Genomic DNA, 19,952 nt, shown 5'->3' with positions numbered 1-19,952 from the left:
GATGATTGACAAGGTTGTTGCCAGCGCTGACGAAGCGGTCGCCGACATATCCGACGGCGCGTCGCTCGCCGTCGGGGGTTTTGGACTGTGCGGGATCCCGGTGGCGCTCATCGATGCCCTTCACCGCCATGGCACCAAGGAACTGGAGACCGTCAGCAACAACTGCGGCGTGGACGACTGGGGCCTGGGAATCCTCCTCAGGGACGGCAGGATCCGCCGGACTGTCAGTTCGTACGTGGGGGAGAACAAGGAGTTCGCCCGGCAGTACCTCGCCGGCGAACTGGAAGTGGTCCTGACCCCGCAGGGAACCCTGGCCGAGAAGCTGCGTGCCGGCGGCGCCGGCATACCCGCCTTCTACACCAAGGCAGGGGTGGGGACCCAGGTGTCCGACGGCGGCCTGCCCCAGAAATACGACGCCGACGGAGGCATCGCCATCGCGTCACCGCCAAAGGAAGTGCGGAGCTTCGACGGCGTCGACTACGTCCTGGAGGAGTCGCTGACCCCCGACTACGGCCTGGTCCACGCCTGGAAGGGCGACCGCCACGGGAACCTGGTCTTCCACGCCACGGCCATGAACTTCAACCCCCTTTGCGCCATGGCAGGGCGGATCACCATCGCGGAGGTGGAAGAACTCGTGGAGCCGGGCGAGCTGGATCCCGAACACGTCCACCTGCCCGGCATCTTCGTGCAGCGGGTGGTCGTGGTGCCCGAGTCCGAGAAGCGCATTGAAAAGCGGACGGTGGCACTGTCAGCGGCGTCGGCCACCCAGTCAGGAGCCACCAGCGCAGCAGGAATCACCGGCGCAGCAGGAACCACCGGCACCACCGAACAGGCAGGAGCGTAGCCATGGAGTCGAACACCTCGCAGGGGGCGCCGCCCCGCCCCGAAGCCGTCCGTCATGAGTACCGGCGCGCCGCCACATCCCACCCCGAGGGCAAGGGCTGGACGCGCAACGAGCTCGCCGCCCGCGTGGCCCAGGAGCTGAGCAACGGCCAGTACGTGAACCTCGGGATCGGCATGCCCACGCTCATCCCGAACTACATCCCGGCCGGCGTTGAAGTGGTGCTGCACTCGGAGAATGGAATCCTCGGCGTCGGCCCCTACCCCGGCGAGGACGAGGTGGACCCGGACCTGATCAACGCCGGCAAGGAGACCGTCACCGTCAACAAGGGCGCGGCGTTCTTCGACTCCGCGCAGTCCTTCGGCATGATCCGCGGCGGGCATGTGGACGTGGCCGTACTCGGCGCCATGGAGGTGGCCGCCAACGGGGACCTCGCCAACTGGATGATCCCCGGAAAGATGGTCAAGGGGATGGGCGGCGCCATGGACCTGGTCTTCGGCGCCAAAAAAGTGATTGTCATGATGGAGCACGTGGACCGCAGCGGGAAACCGAAGATCGTGGATCGCTGTTCGCTGCCTTTGACGGGCAAGGCCTGCGTGGACCGCATCATCACCGACCTCGCCGTCCTCGACGTGACACCCGACGGCCTGATCCTGCGCGAACTTGCCCCCAATGTGTCGGCGGAGGATGTTGCCGCGGCTACCGGTGCGGAGCTGTTCGAGGAAGACCAGGAACTTACCGTATGACGCCGAACCCTGAACAGAGTGCTGCCGGGGTTTCGACAGGCTCATCCACCGGTGGCGCCCGCGTCGTTGAGCAGCGCGGGCTCTACTTTGAGGAACTCGAGGAAGACGTCGTTTACGCCCACCGGCCGGGGCGGACCGTCACGGAGACGGACAACGTGCTGTTCACCACCATGACCATGAACACGCAGGGGCTGCACCTGGATGCTGCGTGGAGTGCGGGCCAGCCCTTCGGCCAGCGGCTAGTCAACTCGATGTTCACGCTGGCGACGGTGGTGGGTCAGTCCGTCGGCCAGCTGACCCAGGGCACCATCATTGCGCAGCTGGGACTGACCGACGTTTCCTTCCCGCACCCGCTCTACCACGGCGACACGCTCTATACGGAGACCGTCATCACCGGCAAGCGGCTCTCCGGGTCACGGCCGGGGCAGGGAGTGGTCACCATGCAGCACACCGGCCGCAACCAGGACGGAACCGTGGTGGCACTGGCCACGCGCAGCTGCCTGGTGTGGACGCGCGAGGCGCATATAGAGGCGCAGCGGGGCAAATAATCGGACAATGGCTGTATGACTTTTGTGATGGGCCCCGCCCTGCTTTTCTGCCCTGCCGACCGCCCCGAACGCTTCCAAAAGGCTGCCGAGCGCGCCGACGCCGTCATCCTGGACCTCGAGGATGCCGTGGCGGCGCCGGACAAACAGCGGGCACGGGGTGCCATCCTGGCCCAGCTCGGCGGCTCCGGCGAGGGGCCGGAGCTGGACCCCAGCCGGACCATCATCAGGATCAACCCGGCCGGCACCGAGGACTTCGAGAAGGACCTGCACTGCCTGGCCCACACGCCCTACCGCACCGTCATGCTCGCTAAGGCGGAGAGCGCGAGCCAGCTCCGGGCGCTGCCGGACTTCCATGTGATTGCCCTGTGCGAGACGGCCGCGGGCGTGGTCCACGCACCCGCCATTGCTGCCGAACCCAACGTGGTGGCCATGATGTGGGGGGCCGAGGACCTGCTGGCCTCCCTCGGCGGCACTTCCAGCAGGAACGACGACGGCGGGTACCGCGCCGTTGCCCTGCATGCCCGCTCCTCCGTTCTCCTGGCAGCGGGCGCAGCCGGCAAGCAGGCCGTGGACGCGGTCTACGTGAACATCCCCGACCTCGACGGGCTTGCCGCCGAGGCCCGGGACGCCGCTGCCTCCGGATTCGGCTCCAAGGCCTGCATCCACCCCAGGCAGGTGGCCGCCGTCCGGGAGGCGTACGCGCCCTCCGAGCGGGACGTCGCCGCGGCCAGGGAACTCCTAGAAGCCGCACGCCTTGCCGGAACCGGCGTGTTCCAGTATCAGGGGAGGATGATCGACGGGCCCATCCTGCGGCACGCGGAGTCGGTGCTGGCCAGATCCCGCTAACTGTCCAGGGAAGAAGAGAGCCCGGGAGAGGGCCACAGGCGGCAGGGGAATAAATCTCCACGAGTAAGACTTGAGTCAAGTACACTCAAGTTTCTATGGAGGTTGAATGCCTACGCTTTTCGGGCCTGCCAGTTCCGGCAACGGTTCGTTTGATGAGTTTTTTGCCCGTTACCTTCAGGGCCAGCGGGCTGCCAGGTCGGCGCGCGCCCGGGACCTCACCCGGTTGCTGAGCCGCCGTACCCATGAGGTGCTTGCCCTCGCTGCCCGGTTCGCCATGGAGCATGGCCACAGCGAAGTCGACGCGTTGCATATTCTTCGCGTGATGGTGCAGGCCGAACCCGCCGCCGGTTACCTGCGGCGCGCAGGTGCTGACCCCGCCGCAGTCGCCCAGGCGGCAGACGAGCGGCTGCCCGAAAAGTCAGGTGTCGCAGTGGACGGAGCACCCGCCCTGACGCCGTCGGCCCAGCGGGCCCTGCTTGACGCCCACCAAGTCGCGCGTGCCTTCGGTTCTACCTACATCGATCCCGATCACCTGTTCGTCGCCCTGGTGCTCAACCAGGAGGCGCCAACAGGCCAGATCCTCATGGCCGCCGGCGTGACGCCCGAGTCCTTCCAGTCGGGAGCCACTGAGGCAGAACCTGATGGCGGATCCGCAGGCGGACCAGGTTCGCCGGCGTCCGGCCAGCAGGCCACCGGGCCCGCCCCGGCGACGCCCACCCTTGACACCTACGGCACGGACCTCACGGCGCGTGCCCGCGAAGGCGGACTGGATCCGGTGATCGGGCGCTCGGAGGAGACCGAACAGGCCATCGAGATCCTCGCCCGCCGGACCAAGAACAACCCGGTCCTGATCGGCGAGGCCGGCGTGGGCAAAACCGCCATTGTTGAGGGCCTGGCGCAGGCCATTGCCGCAGGCGCGGTTCCCGAGCAGCTTCGAGGCAAGCGCGTCATTGCACTGGACCTGCCTGCCATGCTCGCCGGCACGCGGTATCGGGGCGACTTTGAAGAGCGGCTTACCAAGGCGATGGACGAGATCAGCGGCCACGCGGGCAGCATCATCCTGTTCATCGACGAACTGCACACAGTGATTGGTGCCGGCGGGGCGGGTGAGGGAGGCATGGACGCGGGCAACATCCTGAAGCCCCGCTTGGCACGCGGCGAACTCCATCTGGTCGGGGCCACGACGCTGAACGAATACCGCAAGGTGGAAAAGGACCCGGCCCTCGAGCGGCGGTTCCAGCCCGTCCACATCGGTGAGCCGGACATTGAGGATGCCATCCAGATTTTGGCTGGGCTGAAGGACCGGTACGAGGAACACCATGGCGTGCAGTACACCGATGCTGCCATCCGGGCGGCGGTTGAGCTGTCCGCACGATATGTCACGGACCGCTTCCTGCCGGACAAGGCCATTGACCTCATCGACCAGGCGGGAGCGCGGCTGAGCCTGCGGCGCGGTGCAGGTGAACTGAATGCCCTGCGCGAACGCCTCACCGCCCTGGAAGAATCAAAGAATGCCGCCGTCGCTGACGAGCGGTTCGAGGAGGCGTCCCGGCTGCGGGACGAGATCGCATCCGTGAAGGAGAAGATCGACGCCGGGGCGGCCCCCGGTGCCGTCCCTGCGGTGGTCGACCAAGCGGGCATCGCTGACATCATTTCCAGGGCCACGGGCATCCCGGCAAGCCGCATTACCGAGGGTGACCGGGAACGGCTGGCGAAGCTGGAAGAGGAACTGCATGAGCGGGTCATCGGGCAGGATGATGCCGTAACGGCCATCGCCAAGTCCGTCCGCCGCAACCGCACCGGCATGGGCGCGGAGGGTAGGCCGATCGGCAGCTTCCTGTTCCTCGGGCCCACGGGCGTCGGTAAAACCGAACTGGCCAAGGCGCTGGCCCGGTCCCTCTTCGGCAACGAGAACGCCTTGGTCCGCTTCGACATGAGTGAGTTCGGCGAACGGCACACCGTCAGCCGCCTGGTCGGTGCGCCTCCCGGATACGTCGGCTACGGCGAGGCCGGCCAGTTGACCGAGCGGGTGCGGCGGAATCCGTACTCGATTGTGCTGCTGGACGAGATTGAGAAGGCCCATCCGGACGTGTTCAACCTCCTGCTCCAAGTCCTGGATGATGGGCGTTTGACCGACGGGCAGGGGCGCACCGTTGACTTCCGCAACACCGTGATCATCATGACGTCGAACCTCGGATCCGAGTTCCTCGCCAGCAAGGCGGGCCCGGCCGGATTCGCCATCCAGGCCAGCGACGGAGCCGCCGGTTCGGAGCGGGCCCTGCACGGACGCGTGATGGCCCGGCTTCGTGAATCGATGCGGCCGGAGTTCATCAACCGACTCGACGAGATCGTCCTGTTCCGCAAGCTTGACCAGGCGCAGCTACGCCGGATCGTCCGGCTCATGCTGAACGGGACCGAAGCCCGCCTGCATGCGCAGGGGATCGGCTTTACCGTGACCGGGGAGGCCGTTGACTGGATTGCCGCGCGGGGCTACGAACCGGAATACGGTGCGCGTCCCATGCGGCGTGTAATTCAGCGCGAGGTGGACGACCGCATCGCCGACCTGCTGGTGGCGTCCGAGGTGCAGCCTGGCGGAAGCGTCGCAGTTTCCGTTCAGGGCGCGGAGATCAGCGTCAGCTCTGGCATCCAGATGCTGCCCCTCGCGGCGTAGCTGTCGGTGGGAACCGGCCGGGGCGGGTGCGGAGCGAATCTCAGCGCCCGCCCCGCAGGCTGCTTCCGAAATCATCTGCTATTTCCCTGCCCGCAGGGAAATGGGCGGGATTGCCTCGTATAGAGGTGTCCGGATCCAGCGCTGGCCGGTCTCCCGGAACTCCGCCCGGGTGGCGAAACGGTACAGATAGGTGCGGGCGCGCACCCAACGGGGGCGTTCGCCGTCGAACGGGTCATGGCGCAGCAGCCGCAGCATGGCTGCGTCAGCCTCGAGCAGCTTGCCGAGGAAGGCGTAGAACCATTCCTCGTGGACCGTGCGCAGGGGCAGGAACCACATAAGCCAGTCCAGCCGCAGGTGATAGGGGGCCCACTGGCGGGGGAGCCGGTGCACCTCGCCGGGTTTTCCCTTGAAGCCGTACTCGCGCCAGTCGGCCGCCTCGTCCGGCTCCTCGTCCAGGGTGCCCTCCACCGCCACCTCGATGCGCTGCTTCGTTACTGTGCCGAACGCGCCGTAGGTGTTCACCAGCTGCCAGCGGTTGAAGCTGGCGTTCATCAGCTGGTACTGGGAGAACAGGTTGCGGATGGGCCAGTAGCTAAGGACCACCAGGAGCAGGGACGCGGCCAGCGTGATGATGAGCCACCACAGCGGCGTCTCCCCGGTGGTGTGCCAGTCCAGCGGAATGACCGGCAGCACCGCGTGCGCCACAGGGTCGCTGACGCCGGCGAAGGCCAGCACGATCGCTATCCAGTTCAGCCACGCAAAATTGCCGCTGGCCACCAGCCACAGCTGGGTGAAGATGATGATCCCCGCCGCGATGCTGCCCAGCGGCTGCGGTGCGAAGAGGAAGAACGGCACCACCAGCTGGGCGAAGTGATTGCCCACCACCTCCAGCCGGTGGAAGGACTTCGGCAACAGATGCGCCTGCCGGCTGAGAGGTCCTGGCATCGGCTGGGTCTCGTGGTGGTAGTACAGGGCCGTGAGGTCGCGCCACTCCCGGCCGCCGCGGATCTTGATCATGCCGGCCCCGAATTCCAGCCGGAACACCAGCCAGGCCACGAGGATCAGGACGGTCCGGGGCGGATCGGTCTGGTCGGATCCCAGGAAGGCCACGGTGAAGCCGGCCTCCAGTAGCAGCATTTCCCAGCCGAACCCGTAGAACGTCTGCCCAACGTTGACCACTGACATGTACAGCAGCCACAGCGCCAGGAACGCGATCAGCGGCAGCCAGGGCGGACCCAGCTGGGGGAGGCCGAGGACCAGGACGCCCGAGATGACCAGACCCGCAGCGCAGACAGCCCGGAACAGCCGGTCCGAGTAGCGCCAGCGGAACAGGGTGGGCCGGCGCATCCGGCTGAACGATTTCAAGTAGTCCGGAACTGGAAGGAGTCCGCGCTCGCCGAGAAGGGCGGGGAACTGGTTGAGGGAGGAGAGGAACGCAACAAGATAGAGTGCGGCAACACCGCGCTGCAGCACCTGCCGGGCGAATTCATAGTCCGGCGCATCGAACCACGCGGCCCAGTCCACGGGCACCACGTTACCCCGGCGCGGAAGCGCGTCAAGGTGCTGCGGCATGGTGCCGCGCAGCCCGCCCTCGCCGGTCCCCGCACGTCCGTCGGCCACTGGCGGTGCGGGATACTTAAGCCATGCAGACTTCCGGCTCCAGCCGTCCAGCCAGCCAGCCGCGCACCATTGTCATCCTCGGATCCACCGGTTCCATCGGCACCCAGGCGATTGACGTCGTCGACGGCGCCCCCCATCTTTTTGAGGTTGTGGCGCTGAGCGCCGGGGGCGGCAACCTCGAACTCCTCGCCCGGCAGGCCGTGCACACCCGGGCCGCCGCCGTCGGCATCGCCGAAGGCGATCCCGGGCGACTCCGGGACCTGATCAACGACGCCGCCCGCGAGGCAGGAATCGGGCAGTACCGTCCCGAGATCATCGCCGGCCCCGACGCCTCAACCACGATCGCCGCCGTCAAGGCGGACGTGGTGCTCAACGGCATCACGGGCTCGATCGGGCTGGCGCCCACGCTGGCCGCGCTGGAAACCGGCGCCACCCTGGCGCTCGCCAACAAGGAATCCCTGATCGTTGGCGGTTCGCTGGTCAAAGCCGCCGCCGCGGAGGGACAGATCGTGCCGGTTGACTCCGAGCACTCCGCCATCGCCCAGTGCCTGCGCTCGGGTACCGCCGCTGAGGTGGACAAGCTCATCCTGACGGCCTCGGGCGGGCCCTTCCGCGGCCGTACCCGCGAACAGCTCTTCGCCGTGACGCCGGAGGAGGCGCTGGCCCACCCCACCTGGGATATGGGCCTGATGGTCACCACCAACTCAGCCAGCCTGGTGAACAAGGGCCTTGAAGTCATTGAGGCGCACCTGCTGTTCGACATCCCGCTGGACCGGATCGACGTCGTGGTCCACCCGCAGTCCGTGATCCACTCGATGGTGCAGTTCGTGGACGGTTCCACCATCGCCCAGGCGTCGCCGCCGGACATGCGTCTGCCGATTGCGCTTGGCCTGGGCTGGCCGGACCGGGTGCCCAACGCTGCAACCCCCTGCGACTGGACCCGCGCCACCAGCTGGACGTTCGAGCCGCTGGACTCCGCCGCCTTCCCCGCCGTCCGGCTGGCCAAGGACGCCGCGAGGCAGGGAAGCACCTACCCCGCTGTATTCAACGCCGCCAATGAGGAAGCCGTGACGGCTTTCCACGCCGGACACATCCGGTTCACGCGCATCGTGGACACCATCGAAGCCGTCCTCAGCGAACATTCGGGTTCCTCCGGGCTGACGGTCGGATCCGTGCTCGATGCTGAGAAATGGGCACGTGCGCGCACCCACGAACGTTTAGCAGTGAGCAGTCTCTAGGAAGCAGCAGATCTGAAGCATGAGTCCCGTCATCCTCTTTATTCTTGGTGTCGTCTTTGTGGCGCTCGGCATCGCGGTATCGATAGCGCTGCATGAGGTGGGCCACCTGGTGCCCGCCAAGCTGTTCAAGGTGCGCGTCACCAAGTACATGATCGGCTTCGGCCCCACCCTCTGGTCGACCAGAAAGGGTGAGACCGAGTACGGCTTCAAGGCGCTGCCGCTTGGCGGCTATGTGTCGATGATCGGCATGTACCCGCCCAACAAGGAGGACGGCTCGGTGCGCCCGTCCAGCACCGGCATGTTCCAGACGCTGGCCAGCGAGGCCCGCTCCATGGCCCATGAAGATGTGGGTGCCGGGGACGAGAACCGCGTGTTCTACCGGCTCCCGGTCTGGAAGAAGATCATCATCATGCTCGGCGGGCCGGCAATGAACGTGCTGATCGGCCTCGTGCTTACGGCCGTGCTGCTGATGGGCTTCGGCATCTCCGAGCCCACCACCACCATCGCGGATGTTTCCAAGTGCCAGGTGAAGGCGGGGGAGACCGTCGACCCTGACTCGGCCGACTGCAAGCCGACTCCGGCCGCTGCAGCCCAGCTCAAGCCCAATGACGTCATCACCTCATTCGACGGAAAACCCGTGACCAGCTGGGACCAGCTCACGGGCTGGATCCGGGCTTCCGCCGGCAAGGAAGTGTCCATCACCGTGAAGCGCAACGGCTCCCCGGTGACCAGCACCGTCACCCCTGTCCTGTCCGCACGCCCTGTCGTTGGAGCCGACGGGCGCCAGGCAAAGGACGACGCCGGAAATCTCCTGTACCAGGACGTCGGCTTCCTGGGCATCGGTGCGCAGACCGCCCTGGTTCCCCAGCCGGCGTCGTCCGTCCTGCCCATGGCAGGGGAGAACATCAAGCAGGTGGCCGGGGTGGTGCTTAATCTGCCTGCCCGGGTTGCCGGCGTCGCCAAGGCGGCGTTCAGCGAAGAACCCCGCGATCCCAACGGCCCCATCAGTGTGGTGGGCGTAGGCCGTGTGGCCGGCGAGGTGGCCGCTATGGAGGAAGTGCCCGCCCAGGCCCGGCTTGCCGCCTTGGTGGGGCTCCTCGCCGGGCTTAACTTTGCCCTTGCCGTTTTCAACCTGATCCCGCTGCTCCCGCTCGACGGCGGCCATGTCGCCGGCGCACTCTATGAGGCCGTGCGGCGCCGGGTGGCGAAGCTGCTCGGCAAACCCGACCCGGGCGCCTTTGATATTGCGAAGCTGTTGCCTGTGACCTACGTGGTGGCCGCGCTGCTCATGGGAATGGGTGCGCTGCTGATCTATGCGGACATCGTGAAACCGGTCAATCTCTTCGGGTGATGTGTGTATATCACCCCTGACGGATGAATCCGCCAAATCAGCTCTAAATGATTGATTTTCAAATATAAGCCGGATACGGTTTAGTTATGTACGTTCTGACCATCGACCAGCGTGGCAGCACCAATGATGTGGACCGTGTGCCGGAGCTCCTTGGAGCCCTCGGCAGCCATCCCGGTGTCCGCTTTGAACGTTCCGTCGGCGACGAGGTGCAGGGGGTTCTGCAGGACCCTGCCCTGGTGGTCGACGTCGCGCTGCATGCCCTGCGAAGCGGGCACTGGTACGTGGGAATCGGCGTCGGCCCCGGAACCCTGGCGCCGGACGCCAGCCCCCGCGAAGGGTCCGGACCCGCCTTTGTTGCCGCGCGCCGGGCGGTGGAGCGGGCCAAGTCAGCTGCGAGCCATGTCCCCGCGGCCGTGGTCGCGGGCGCCCCGCGGGGTGAGGGAACGGTGGCCTGCGCCAATGCGGAGGCAGTGCTGCGGCTCGTCGGCAGGCTGGTGCAGGACCGGACGGAGGCCCAATGGCGCGTGGTGGATGCGCTCCGCGCGAAAAGCGGAGCCACGGCGGAGCAGGGTCCCGGGCGTCACGGATTCCAGAAACAGGTTGCCCGGGAACTGGGAATCAGTGAACAGTCGGTGAGCCGGGCCGTCCTCCGGTCGGGCTGGCAGGAAGAATGGGCGGCAAGGCCGGCGGTGGAAATGCTGCTGGCAACCGCCCACGGCCTCATCCTGGAGGCCCACGCCGCGCAGAATCACCGAAGCGGCAACAACAATCGAGGAGAACCGTGAACGCTGTCTGGATCGCAGCCGCCATGCTGACGGCCGGATTCGTGGGCTGGCCTGTCACGGCCCTGGTTTTCCGGCTGGCCCGTACCATCGACGACAAAGCCGATGCCGCCGCGGCCGGCGCTGGCCGGGACGCCACCGACGATCCCTCGGCCGATGTGACGGTGGACAGCCCCGCTGCCGCGGACAGCCCGGGGGACCGGGCCACAGGGGACCGGGCCAATACAGTGAACGGCGATATTACGGTGGACGCAGGCACGGATGCCGCGCCGGCACCCGGAGGCGGCGCTTCGGCCACACGGATTCTCCGGGGCGGCGCCATCATCGGCGTGCTCGAGCGGCTGGCTGTCTGCCTTGCCATCCTGACCGGGCAGCCTGTGGCCATCGCCTACGTGGTGGCCATCAAGGGCCTGGGCCGGTTCGCGGAACTCAAGGAAACGCCCGTGGCCGCGGAGCGGTTCATCATCGGCACCCTGGCCTCGATGCTGTGGGCGGCGGGAGTTGCCGCCTTCACGAAGGTCGTGCTCCTCGGCTAGCCCGGCTGCGGGATAGGGTATCTCTATGACTGTTTTTGCTGTTGAGTACGTATACGACGCCGAGTCCTCCGAAACGCGTGCGGCCACCCGGCCCGCCCACCGTGAATGGACTGCAGGACTCGCGCAGGACGGCACGCTTCTTGCCAGCGGACCCTACGGCGACGGTGCCGGCGCCCTGCTCATCTTCAAGGCGGCCGACGAAGCTGCACTCAACGAGATCCTGCGGCAGGATCCCTTCGCTGCTGCGGGCGTCATTTCCGGCATCCGAACCACCGAATGGGCACCCGTGACCGGCCTCCTGGCTGAGCACGCAGCCTAGCCGTCCCGCACCACCGATTTTCGAATTCAAGGAGTCCACGTGACCTCGGTCAGCCTGGGAATGCCATCCGCACCGCCGCCCGTCCTTGCCCCGCGCCGCAAGACGCGCCAGATCAAAGTGGGCTCCGTCGGCGTCGGTTCCGATTTCCCCATCAGCGTGCAGTCAATGACCACCACGCCCACCACCGACATCAACGCCACACTGCAGCAGATCGCCGAGCTGACCGCGTCCGGCTGCGACATCGTCCGCGTGGCGTGCCCATCCGCCGATGATGCTGAAGCGCTTCCGATCATCGCCCGGAAGTCGCAGATCCCGGTCATCGCTGACATCCACTTCCAGCCGAAATATGTCTTCGCAGCCATCGAGGCCGGCTGCGCGGCAGTGCGCGTCAACCCGGGCAACATTCGCAAGTTCGACGACCAGGTCAAGGAGATCGCCAAGGCGGCCAAGGACCACGGCACGTCCATCCGCATTGGCGTGAACGCCGGATCGCTGGAACCGGGCATCCTGAAGAAGTACGGCAAGGCCACCCCGGAGGCCCTCGTCGAGTCGGCGGTCTGGGAAGCGTCGCTGTTCGAGGAGCACGGCTTCCACGACTTCAAGATCTCCGTCAAGCACAATGACCCCGTGGTCATGGTGGCGGCCTACGAAATGCTCGCCGAGAAGGGCGACTGGCCGTTGCACCTCGGCGTGACCGAGGCCGGCCCCGCCTTCCAGGGAACCATCAAGTCGGCCACAGCCTTCGGCGCACTCCTCTCGCGCGGCATCGGCGACACCATCCGCGTGTCCCTCTCCGCCCCTCCGGTCGAGGAGATCAAGGTGGGCAACCAGATCCTGCAGTCGCTGAACCTGCGGCCCCGCAAGCTGGAAATTGTCTCGTGCCCGTCCTGCGGACGCGCCCAGGTGGACGTCTACACCCTCGCCGAGCAGGTCACCGCCGGCCTCGAGGGAATGGAGATCCCGCTGCGCGTCGCCGTCATGGGCTGCGTCGTCAACGGTCCGGGTGAAGCACGCGAAGCTGACCTCGGCGTCGCCTCGGGCAACGGCAAGGGCCAGATTTTTGTGAAGGGCGAGGTCATCAAGACTGTCCCCGAGAGCCAGATTGTTGAGACACTGATCGAAGAGGCCATGCGTATCGCGGAAGAGATGGGGGAGGCCGATGGCGAAGATGCTGTCAAGGGTAGCCCCGTGGTTAGCGTCTCATAAGGACGGCCCGGCGCCGGACGGTGCCACCGTCCGGGTGCTGGGTGTTGCGGACACCCGTCAACTCCGTGAACTGGCAGAGACAGATCCCGTAGCCAACGTGTTCATTTTGGCGCACCTGGAGTCCACGGACTCCGCGGCGCCCACCCCGGGCGGGGCCAACGTCCTGGGCGTTTTCGACGACGACGTGCTGGTTGGCGCCTGCTGGGCAGGCGCCAACCTGGTCCCCGTCCAGCTGGACCCCGAACTGGCCGGACCGGTGGCCGCTGCAGCCCACCGCTTCGGGCGCCGGTATGCGTCGATCTTCGGACCGGCCGGCACGGTCCTTGCCCTGCACCGCCACCTGGAGGAGCTGGGCCACCTGGCCCACGAGGTACGGCCCGACCAGCCGCTCATGACCATCACCGGCCCTCCCGCCGTCGAACCGAACTGGCAGCTGGGATATGGGCAGTACGCAGACTTTGACGCCATCCTCCCCGCCTGCGCCGCGATGTTCGAGGAGGAGGTTGGCTACTCGCCCTACCTCGGCGGCCGCGACTTCTACAGCCGCCGGGTGGCAGGCCTGATCCGCCAGGGCCACTCCCTTGTCCACCTGGAGGACGGCGAAGTGGTGTTCAAAGCTGAACTCGGCGCCGTCACGGCCGAGGTCACGCAGGTGCAGGGCGTATGGATGAATCCCACCCACCGGGGACGCGGGCTGAGCGCCGGCTATATGGCGGCCGTGGTGCTGCTGGCCCAGAAAATGGCACCCGTCACCAGCCTGTACGTCAATGACTACAACTCCCGGGCACGGGCAACGTACGAACGCGTCGGCTTCCGCCAGGTGGGGACCTTCGCTACAGTTCTCTTCTAGATTGCGGCAAGCCAAGCGGATTTGGAATCGGTGACGGCTATCACATAGGTTCGTTCTAACCGCGTTTACGGACTCGGGTGGTCTCTCGAGAATTAGCGGCATGACCGGCCGCGAAGCCACGCCACCGCAGGGATGACCAGCCGGAAACGGCCAGGGGCTTCTTCTGCGGGGCGTGGCTTTTCTGTTCGGCTACCACAGGGCCCGGAACCTGTACTGCTGCCCAGCCGGTAGATTAGTACCCAGACAATCAGCACTTCCCCCAGAAACGGACACCTACCCGTGGTTCTTCGACTCTCCAAGCTTTTCCTGCGCACCCTGCGTGAAGACCCCGCCGACGCAGAAGTGGCCAGCCATCGCCTGCTCGTGCGCGCGGGATACATTCGCCGCGCGGCTCCTGGCATCTACACCTGGCTGCCGCTGGGACTGAGCGTCCTGCGCAAGGTGGAGCAGATCATCCGGGAAGAGATGGCCGCCATCGGCGCCCAGGAAGTTCACTTCCCCGCGCTGCTCCCGAAGGAGCCCTACGAGGCGACCAACCGCTGGACCGAGTACGGCGAAGGGCTGTTCCGGCTGAAAGACCGCAAGGGCGGCGACTACCTGCTGGCCCCCACGCATGAGGAGATGTTCACCCTCCTGGTGAAGGACCTGTACTCCTCGTACAAGGACCTGCCCCTGAGCATCTACCAGATCCAGAACAAGTACCGCGACGAGGCACGTCCCCGCGCCGGACTCCTCCGCGGCCGCGAATTCATCATGAAGGACTCCTACTCGTTCGACGTCGACGACGCCGGGCTGGACGCCAGCTACTCCGCCCACCGTGCGGCGTACCTGAAGATCTTCGAGCGGCTGGGCCTGGAAGTCATCCCCGTGACGGCCACGGCCGGCGCCATGGGCGGCTCCAGGAGCGAGGAATTCCTGCACCCCACCGACGTCGGCGAGGACACCTTCGTGCGCTCGGCCGGCGGTTACGCCGCCAACGTCGAAGCCGTGACCACCGTGGTTCCCGCCGAGATCGACTTCACCAGCGCCCCGGCCGCCCAGATCTGGGATACCCCGAACACTCCCACGATCGACACGCTGGTGGCCGCCTCCAACGAGCTCATGCCGCGCAGCGAGGCCGACGGCGGCCCCTGGACCGCCGCTGACACCCTCAAGAACGTTGTTCTCGCCGTCACCCTGCCCACCGGGGAACGCCAGATCGTGGTCCTCGGCGTCCCCGGAGACCGGGGCGTCGACCTCAAGCGCGTCGAGGCCAACATCGGCGCCTACCTCCCCGTCGCCGGCGAGATCGCCGTGGAAGCCGCGGGCGAGGAGGACCTGGCCCGCAACCCGCTCATCGTGCGCGGTTACCTCGGCCCGGGCATGTCACTGGACGCACCCCTCCTGGGCCTGGAAGGCGCAGCCAAGCTCGTCTACCTGGTGGATCCGCGCGTCGTCAGCGGCACGGCATGGATCACCGGTGCCAACATGGCCGGCAAGCACGTCTACGGGCTCGTCGCCGGCCGCGACTTCACGTGGGACGGCGTCATTGAATGCACCGAAGTCCGCGCCGGTGATGAAGCCCCGGACGGCTCGGGACCCCTCGAAACGGCCCGCGGCATCGAGATGGGACACATCTTCGCGCTGGGCCGCAAGTACGCCGAAGCGCTGGAACTGAAGGTCCTGGACCAGAACGGCAAGCAGGTGGTGGTCACCATGGGTTCGTACGGCGTGGGTGTCACCCGTGCGGTGGCCGCGCTGGCGGAATCCAACCACGACGCGAAGGGCCTCGTCTGGCCCCGCTCCGTGGCTCCCGCCGACGTGCATGTGGTGGCGGTCGGCCGCGGCGAGGAGATCTTCGCTGCCGCGGAGCAGCTCGCCCTCGAGCTGGAAGGCGCGGGCCTGGACGTCATCTACGATGACCGGCCCAAGGTTTCCCCCGGCGTGAAGTTCGGCGACGCCGAGCTTGTCGGCGTGCCTACCATCCTTGCCGTCGGCCGCGGACTGGCGGAAGGCGTCGTCGAAATCAAGGACCGCCGCAGCGGCGAGGCTGAAAACGTGGCCGTGGACAAGGCCGTTGACTACGTGGTCAACGCCGTCCGCAGCAACTGACCGCCGATCCTCTAAGTGGTTTCGGGGTTCGAGTCGATCCAGCTCGCCACAATTGTCCTGATAGTGGTGGCTGGCTTCTCCGCAGGCTGGGTGGACGCCGTCGTGGGCGGCGGCGGCCTGCTGCAGTTGCCGGCGCTGTTGCTCGTGCCGGGGATCACCCCGGTGCAGGCACTGGCCACCAACAAGATGGGCTCCATCTTCGGCACCACCACCAGCGCCGTGACCTACTACGGCCGGGTCCGGCCTGATCTGAGGACGGCCGTGCCCATGGCTGCGATCGCGCTGGCGGGCAGCTTTGGCGGGGCGGTCCTGGCTACCCGGCTGCCGGCGGAGGTGTTCAAGCCGATCATCGTGGTGGCCCTGGTCGCCGTCGCGCTGTTCACGGCGCTTAAGCCCGACGCCGGACACCTCACCGAGCTCAGGCACGACGGCCGAACACACTACGTCGTTGCCTGCGCCATCGGCGCCGTGATCGGGTTCTATGACGGCCTGATCGGGCCCGGCACCGGATCCTTCCTGGTCATCGCCTTGGTTTCGGCGATGGGGTACGCCTTCCTGGAGGCCAGCGCCAAGGCAAAGATCGTCAACATGGCGACGAACGCCGGGGCGCTCATATTTTTCCTCCCGCACGGGTCCCTGCTCTGGGGAGTGGGCCTGCTGCTGGGCGCGGCCAACATGGCCGGGGGCTATCTCGGCGCGCGCACTGCAGTAAAGCAGGGGAGTAAGTTCGTCCGTGCGGTGTTCCTTGTGGTGGTTTTCGCCCTGATCGTCAAACTCGCCTTCGACGTCTGGCAGGAGAACTTCGCCTGAACCTGGCCCCCTGCGGAGGTATTCCTCGCGGGCTGCCCAGCGACGGCGTAGCATGCCTCTATGTCAGCCGGTGCAGAACCGTACCGGGATGCCTTGGCTGCGGCCGTCCGGCACGCCACGCGCTGGCTGGAAAGCCAGCCCAGCCGCCGGGTAGGTCCGCAGCAGGCAGCCCGGGAGCTTGCCGCAGCGTTCGACGGAGCGCTGCCACAGTCCGGCATGGCTCCGGCGGACGTGGTGGACTACTTGGCCCGCCACGCCGAGCCGGGCCTGATGGCCATGCCGTCCGGACGCTTTTTCGGGTGGGTCATCGGCGGCACCCTGCCGGCTGCGCTGGCGGCCGACTGGCTGGTCAGCTCCTGGGACCAGAACTCGGTGCTCCGCTACGCCACCCCCGCCATTGCCGCCATCGAGGATGCCGCCGGGCACTGGCTGCTGCAGCTGTTGGGCCTGCCGGAGGAATCCGACGTCGGCTTTGTCACCGGAGCCACCATGGCCAACTTCACGGGGCTGGCGGCCGCCCGGTGGCGGCTCCTGAAGGACGCCGGCTGGAACCTGGAACACGACGGACTCTTCGGCGCGCCGCGGATCCACTGCCTGGTGGGGGAAGAACGGCACGAGACGGTGGACCTTGCGCTGAGATACCTGGGAATGGGCAGCCCCACCGTGGTTCCGGCCGACAGCCAGGGACGCATCGACGCCGCGGAGCTGGACTGTGCCCTGGACCGGATCGCCCTGGAACATGCTTCCGCGGACCACTCTGGCGGGGACCGGAGTCCGGGGCCTGCCCTGGTGCTCGTGTGCCTGCAGGCCGGTAACCTCCACTCCGGGGCCTTCGATCCCTTCGCCGCAGCCGTCGCGGTGGCAAAAGCACACGGCGCCTGGGTGCATGTGGACGGGGCCTTCGGACTCTGGGCCGCGGCCGTCCCGGAGCTCACAGGGCTGACCGCGGGTGTGGAAGGGGCTGACTCATGGGCCACTGACGCCCACAAAAGCCTCAACGTCCCGTACGACTGCGGCGTCGTCGCGGTTCGGGACGCCCAGGCGCTGCGCAGTGCCATGGGGCTGAATGCCAGTTACCTCCTCCAGGATGCTGACGGCTCCGGTGATCCCAGCCAGCGGGTGCCGGAGCTTTCCCGCAGGGCCAGGGGAGTGCCTGTCTGGGCGGCCCTGAGGTCCCTGGGCAGGGACGGCGTTGCCGAACAGATACGCCGCCTGGCTTCCTCCGCTGCCCAGCTCGCGGAAAAGCTCACCGCCATTGACGGGGTGGAAGTGCTCAACGACGTCGGCTACACGCAGATCACGGTGGCCTTCGGCGACGACGACACAACCCGGCGCGTGGCGGATCGGCTCATCGCTGACGGCAAGGTGTGGATGTCCGGGTCCCGCTGGCATGGCAGGGACGTGGTGCGGATATCTGTCAGCAACTGGACCACCGACGCCGACGACGTCGCCACTGCGGTGGATGCGGTGCGGACGGCCGTCGAAGCCGTCCAGTCGGGCGCGCCCTGACGGCCTACGACGGCGACGTGTTCTTGGCGCCCTCGCCCGGTTCGGGCAAGTTGTGGGCAGCCGGAAGCCCGTCCAAGGTCCGCCCGGCAAGTGTGCTGGCCACCCACAGTGACCGTGCCACGTCACCGGCGTGGCCCGGCCTCGAGGTGTAGTGCAGGGCGTTGTCCACCTCACGGGCAAGGCTCCACTGCCGGGCCACCTCCGGGTCCAGCCCGGCCTCGGCACTGAAGTCATGGCACCTGGCCAGCAGGCCGGCGGCGGGATCCGTTGCGGGCAGGTCCGGAATCCGGTTCCAGAGCACGGGAGCCACGGCGAACTCCGCCTCACCCACCATCGGCTGGGGATCGATGGCGGCAAAGCCGTCGGCGACAGCATTTCCGGCCGTTGTGCTCCCCGACGCTGGCCCGGGCGCTTCCGGCCTTGCCAGGATGTTGAGGTAGTGGAAGTCCGTGTTGACCAGGACGTCCACGGAGGAGCGGCGGCCCACGGCGCCGCGCGTCTGGCAGACCTCGAGCGCGGCCTCCAGCAACCATCGGGGAAACGGGCGGCCGAGCTGTTCCCATTCGGCGGGCAGGTCATCGCTCCACTGTTCTGCCCGGGCGGCGACATGCACAAATTCCTGCCACTGCGGCCTGCCGTCGGGCACGAGGCTCAGCTGCCGCATCAGCCCGCCCCACACCTCAATGGCGGTGTCCATCGGCTCTGTCCGGAGCGACCTGCCGGCATCCAGGCGCTCCAGGAGCATGGAGCACGTTCCGGCGTCGGAGGCAAGCAACCGCACCGCACCATGACCGTTCCACAGCGCCAGCGCATGGCGCTCCACCAGGGCTTCATCATGCGGAAAGGCCACCTTCAATGCCGCGGCCGATCCTGCCACGCGGACGGGCACCACAACACCGCCGTGCCCGCTCCACGGAAGCGCTCCCGGTGCCAGGTCAAGCCCAAGCTGCCACTGCTCCAGCCGGCCACGGATCATCTCGGGCAGCGACGCCAGCCAGGCCCTGCCGGCGCTGCTGCGGGAATAGCGGCGCGTCAGGTCCGGGGGAATGGGAACGTCTGCTGGCGGGCTCACAGCTCCAGCGTAATCGTAGCGGGCCGTGCGAAGCGGGAAGGGCCGGACAGCTCCTGCCCAGACGACGCCGCTGTCGCCCGTACACCACGCCGCTGGCGCCGCTACACGATGCCGCTGGCGCCCAGCAGGTTGCCGCTGGCGCCGCTACACGATGCCGCTGGCGCCCAGCAGGTTGCCGATGGTGAACGTTGCGGCCAGGGCCAGGCCACCGCCCACCACCACGCGTGCACCCGCCCGGGTTTTGGAGCCACCGCCGATCCACGCGCCGACGGCGCCCGTCACGGCCAAGGCAAGCAGGACGGCTCCAAAAGTCACGGCAACGCGAATGTTTTCCGGAGGCAGCAGGATGGCGAGCATCGGCAGCACGGCCCCCAGCGTGAAGGCGATGGCTGACGCAAAGGCGGCATGCCAGGGGCTCACGATGTCCTGTTCGTCGATGTTGAGCTCGGCGGAAAGGTGTGCGGCCAGGGCGTCGTGCTCGGTGAGTTCCCGCGCCACATTCCGGGCTGTTTCTTCGCTCAGGCCTTTGCTCCGGTAGATCGCGGCGAGTTCCAGCAGCTCCTCTTCCGGTTCCTCGGCCAGTTCGCGCCGTTCCTTCTCGATCAGCGCCTTCTGGCTGTCGCTCTGGCTGCTGACGGAGACGTACTCGCCCAGGGCCATGGATACGGCACCGCCCACGAGCCCGGCAGCTCCGGCAGCGAGGATGGGGCCGTGCTCGCTGGTCGCACCGGCCACACCCACCACAATCGCCGCGACCGACACGATCCCGTCGTTGGCTCCGAGGACACCGGCACGCAGCCAGTTCAGGCGGTGCACGATGTCGTTGTTGTGGGGTTCATTGGCGTGCTGCGCGTCGGGGGGCAACGCCGATTTGTCCGCTGAATCCATGGCTCCAGCAAACCACTTGGAGGCAGCC

18 protein-coding genes are annotated in these 19,952 nt (G+C 67.3%); 15 read left to right on the top strand and 3 right to left on the bottom strand.

The genetic code is table 11. From position 1 onward, the window contains the following. Position 1: 1 nt before the first annotated feature. From AC57BR_RS12830 to AC57BR_RS12810, 5 genes are all read left to right on the top strand, one after another. Positions 2-844 carry a CoA transferase subunit A gene (locus tag AC57BR_RS12830; RefSeq protein ID WP_496361093.1) on the top strand — a complete coding sequence of 281 codons (843 nt, stop codon included), beginning with the start codon at positions 2-4 and terminating at the stop codon, positions 842-844. A gap of 2 nt (positions 845-846) precedes the next feature. Continuing rightward, positions 847-1,587, top strand: coding sequence for a CoA transferase subunit B (locus AC57BR_RS12825; protein ID WP_496361091.1), 741 nt, complete (start codon positions 847-849; stop codon positions 1,585-1,587). Then, positions 1,584-2,135, top strand: a complete 552-nt coding sequence (locus tag AC57BR_RS12820; protein WP_496361089.1) for a MaoC family dehydratase — start codon at positions 1,584-1,586, stop codon at positions 2,133-2,135. Before AC57BR_RS12825 ends, AC57BR_RS12820 begins: the two co-directional genes overlap by 4 nt. A 15-nt stretch (positions 2,136-2,150) precedes the next feature. Further along, positions 2,151-2,981: an HpcH/HpaI aldolase/citrate lyase family protein gene (locus AC57BR_RS12815; protein WP_496361087.1), complete on the top strand. Its 831-nt coding sequence runs from the start codon at positions 2,151-2,153 to the stop codon at positions 2,979-2,981. Between the two features lie 106 nt (positions 2,982-3,087). Then, positions 3,088-5,652 (top strand): ATP-dependent Clp protease ATP-binding subunit, encoded by a 2,565-nt coding sequence (locus AC57BR_RS12810; RefSeq protein ID WP_496361085.1) that lies wholly within the window; start codon positions 3,088-3,090, stop codon positions 5,650-5,652. A 78-nt stretch (positions 5,653-5,730) separates the two neighbouring features. Here AC57BR_RS12810 and AC57BR_RS12805 read toward each other — a convergent pair whose 3' ends face one another. Further along, positions 5,731-7,176, bottom strand: coding sequence for a lipase maturation factor family protein (locus tag AC57BR_RS12805; RefSeq protein WP_496361177.1), 1,446 nt, complete (start codon positions 7,174-7,176; stop codon positions 5,731-5,733). Between the two features lie 119 nt (positions 7,177-7,295). On the opposite strand from AC57BR_RS12805, the gene dxr reads away from it, so the two are divergent. From dxr to AC57BR_RS12755, 10 genes are all read left to right on the top strand, one after another. Then, entirely contained in the window at positions 7,296-8,510 is a 1,215-nt protein-coding gene (dxr, locus tag AC57BR_RS12800; protein ID WP_496361083.1) for a 1-deoxy-D-xylulose-5-phosphate reductoisomerase, read from the top strand. Positions 8,511-8,529: 19 nt separating this feature from the next. After that, entirely contained in the window at positions 8,530-9,861 is a 1,332-nt protein-coding gene (locus AC57BR_RS12795) for a M50 family metallopeptidase (RefSeq protein WP_496361081.1), read from the top strand. An 86-nt stretch (positions 9,862-9,947) separates the two neighbouring features. Continuing rightward, the gene (locus tag AC57BR_RS12790; protein ID WP_496361080.1) at positions 9,948-10,646 is read left to right on the top strand and encodes a MarR family transcriptional regulator; all 699 of its coding nucleotides are present in this window, start codon (positions 9,948-9,950) and stop codon (positions 10,644-10,646) included. Beyond that, positions 10,643-11,179, top strand: a complete 537-nt coding sequence (locus tag AC57BR_RS12785; protein ID WP_496361078.1) for a hypothetical protein — start codon at positions 10,643-10,645, stop codon at positions 11,177-11,179. The genes AC57BR_RS12790 and AC57BR_RS12785 overlap by 4 nt, the downstream gene beginning before the upstream one ends. Positions 11,180-11,204: 25 nt before the next feature. After that, a complete protein-coding gene (locus AC57BR_RS12780; protein ID WP_496361076.1) occupies positions 11,205-11,498 on the top strand; it encodes a YciI family protein in 294 nt (97 codons plus the stop codon). A gap of 39 nt (positions 11,499-11,537) precedes the next feature. Beyond that, positions 11,538-12,704, top strand: coding sequence for a flavodoxin-dependent (E)-4-hydroxy-3-methylbut-2-enyl-diphosphate synthase (gene ispG, locus AC57BR_RS12775; RefSeq protein WP_003805892.1), 1,167 nt, complete (start codon positions 11,538-11,540; stop codon positions 12,702-12,704). Beyond that, positions 12,667-13,554: a GNAT family N-acetyltransferase gene (locus AC57BR_RS12770; RefSeq protein ID WP_496361175.1), complete on the top strand. Its 888-nt coding sequence runs from the start codon at positions 12,667-12,669 to the stop codon at positions 13,552-13,554. Before ispG ends, AC57BR_RS12770 begins: the two co-directional genes overlap by 38 nt. Before the next feature lie 279 nt (positions 13,555-13,833). After that, positions 13,834-15,645 (top strand): proline--tRNA ligase, encoded by a 1,812-nt coding sequence (locus tag AC57BR_RS12765; RefSeq protein ID WP_496361073.1) that lies wholly within the window; start codon positions 13,834-13,836, stop codon positions 15,643-15,645. A 15-nt stretch (positions 15,646-15,660) separates the two neighbouring features. Continuing rightward, positions 15,661-16,455 (top strand): sulfite exporter TauE/SafE family protein, encoded by a 795-nt coding sequence (locus tag AC57BR_RS12760; RefSeq protein WP_496361071.1) that lies wholly within the window; start codon positions 15,661-15,663, stop codon positions 16,453-16,455. 60 nt (positions 16,456-16,515) lie between these two features. Next, positions 16,516-17,964: a pyridoxal phosphate-dependent decarboxylase family protein gene (locus AC57BR_RS12755; RefSeq protein ID WP_496361069.1), complete on the top strand. Its 1,449-nt coding sequence runs from the start codon at positions 16,516-16,518 to the stop codon at positions 17,962-17,964. 4 nt (positions 17,965-17,968) lie between these two features. On the opposite strand, the gene AC57BR_RS12750 is transcribed toward AC57BR_RS12755, so the two are convergent. Beyond that, positions 17,969-19,036 carry an aminoglycoside phosphotransferase family protein gene (locus tag AC57BR_RS12750; RefSeq protein WP_496361067.1) on the bottom strand — a complete coding sequence of 356 codons (1,068 nt, stop codon included), beginning with the start codon at positions 19,034-19,036 and terminating at the stop codon, positions 17,969-17,971. A 144-nt stretch (positions 19,037-19,180) separates the two neighbouring features. Beyond that, the gene (locus tag AC57BR_RS12745; RefSeq protein ID WP_496361065.1) at positions 19,181-19,924 is read right to left on the bottom strand and encodes a VIT1/CCC1 transporter family protein; all 744 of its coding nucleotides are present in this window, start codon (positions 19,922-19,924) and stop codon (positions 19,181-19,183) included. Positions 19,925-19,952 lie beyond the last annotated feature (28 nt).

The sequence above is a fragment of the Arthrobacter sp. BGA-UO-ETr-C19 genome (assembly GCF_059568005.1).
The sequence above is the reverse complement of the archived record's forward strand: the minus strand, read 5'-3'. Positions and strand labels throughout refer to the sequence as shown.

What these genes read in the sequence shown, in the direction of transcription:
- dxr (WP_496361083.1), top strand. Translation starts at nt 7,296, where the DNA reads ATGCAGACTTCCGGCTCCAGCCGTCCAGCCAGCCAGCCGCGCACCATT.
- AC57BR_RS12810 (WP_496361085.1), top strand. Translation starts at nt 3,088, where the DNA reads ATGCCTACGCTTTTCGGGCCTGCCAGTTCCGGCAACGGTTCGTTTGAT.
- AC57BR_RS12830 (WP_496361093.1), top strand. Translation starts at nt 2, where the DNA reads ATGATTGACAAGGTTGTTGCCAGCGCTGACGAAGCGGTCGCCGACATA.
- AC57BR_RS12815 (WP_496361087.1), top strand. Translation starts at nt 2,151, where the DNA reads ATGACTTTTGTGATGGGCCCCGCCCTGCTTTTCTGCCCTGCCGACCGC.
- AC57BR_RS12770 (WP_496361175.1), top strand. Translation starts at nt 12,667, where the DNA reads ATGCTGTCAAGGGTAGCCCCGTGGTTAGCGTCTCATAAGGACGGCCCG.
- AC57BR_RS12820 (WP_496361089.1), top strand. Translation starts at nt 1,584, where the DNA reads ATGACGCCGAACCCTGAACAGAGTGCTGCCGGGGTTTCGACAGGCTCA.
- AC57BR_RS12825 (WP_496361091.1), top strand. Translation starts at nt 847, where the DNA reads ATGGAGTCGAACACCTCGCAGGGGGCGCCGCCCCGCCCCGAAGCCGTC.
- AC57BR_RS12745 (WP_496361065.1), bottom strand. Translation starts at nt 19,924, where the DNA reads ATGGATTCAGCGGACAAATCGGCGTTGCCCCCCGACGCGCAGCACGCC.
- AC57BR_RS12790 (WP_496361080.1), top strand. Translation starts at nt 9,948, where the DNA reads ATGTACGTTCTGACCATCGACCAGCGTGGCAGCACCAATGATGTGGAC.
- AC57BR_RS12755 (WP_496361069.1), top strand. Translation starts at nt 16,516, where the DNA reads ATGTCAGCCGGTGCAGAACCGTACCGGGATGCCTTGGCTGCGGCCGTC.
- AC57BR_RS12780 (WP_496361076.1), top strand. Translation starts at nt 11,205, where the DNA reads ATGACTGTTTTTGCTGTTGAGTACGTATACGACGCCGAGTCCTCCGAA.
- AC57BR_RS12795 (WP_496361081.1), top strand. Translation starts at nt 8,530, where the DNA reads ATGAGTCCCGTCATCCTCTTTATTCTTGGTGTCGTCTTTGTGGCGCTC.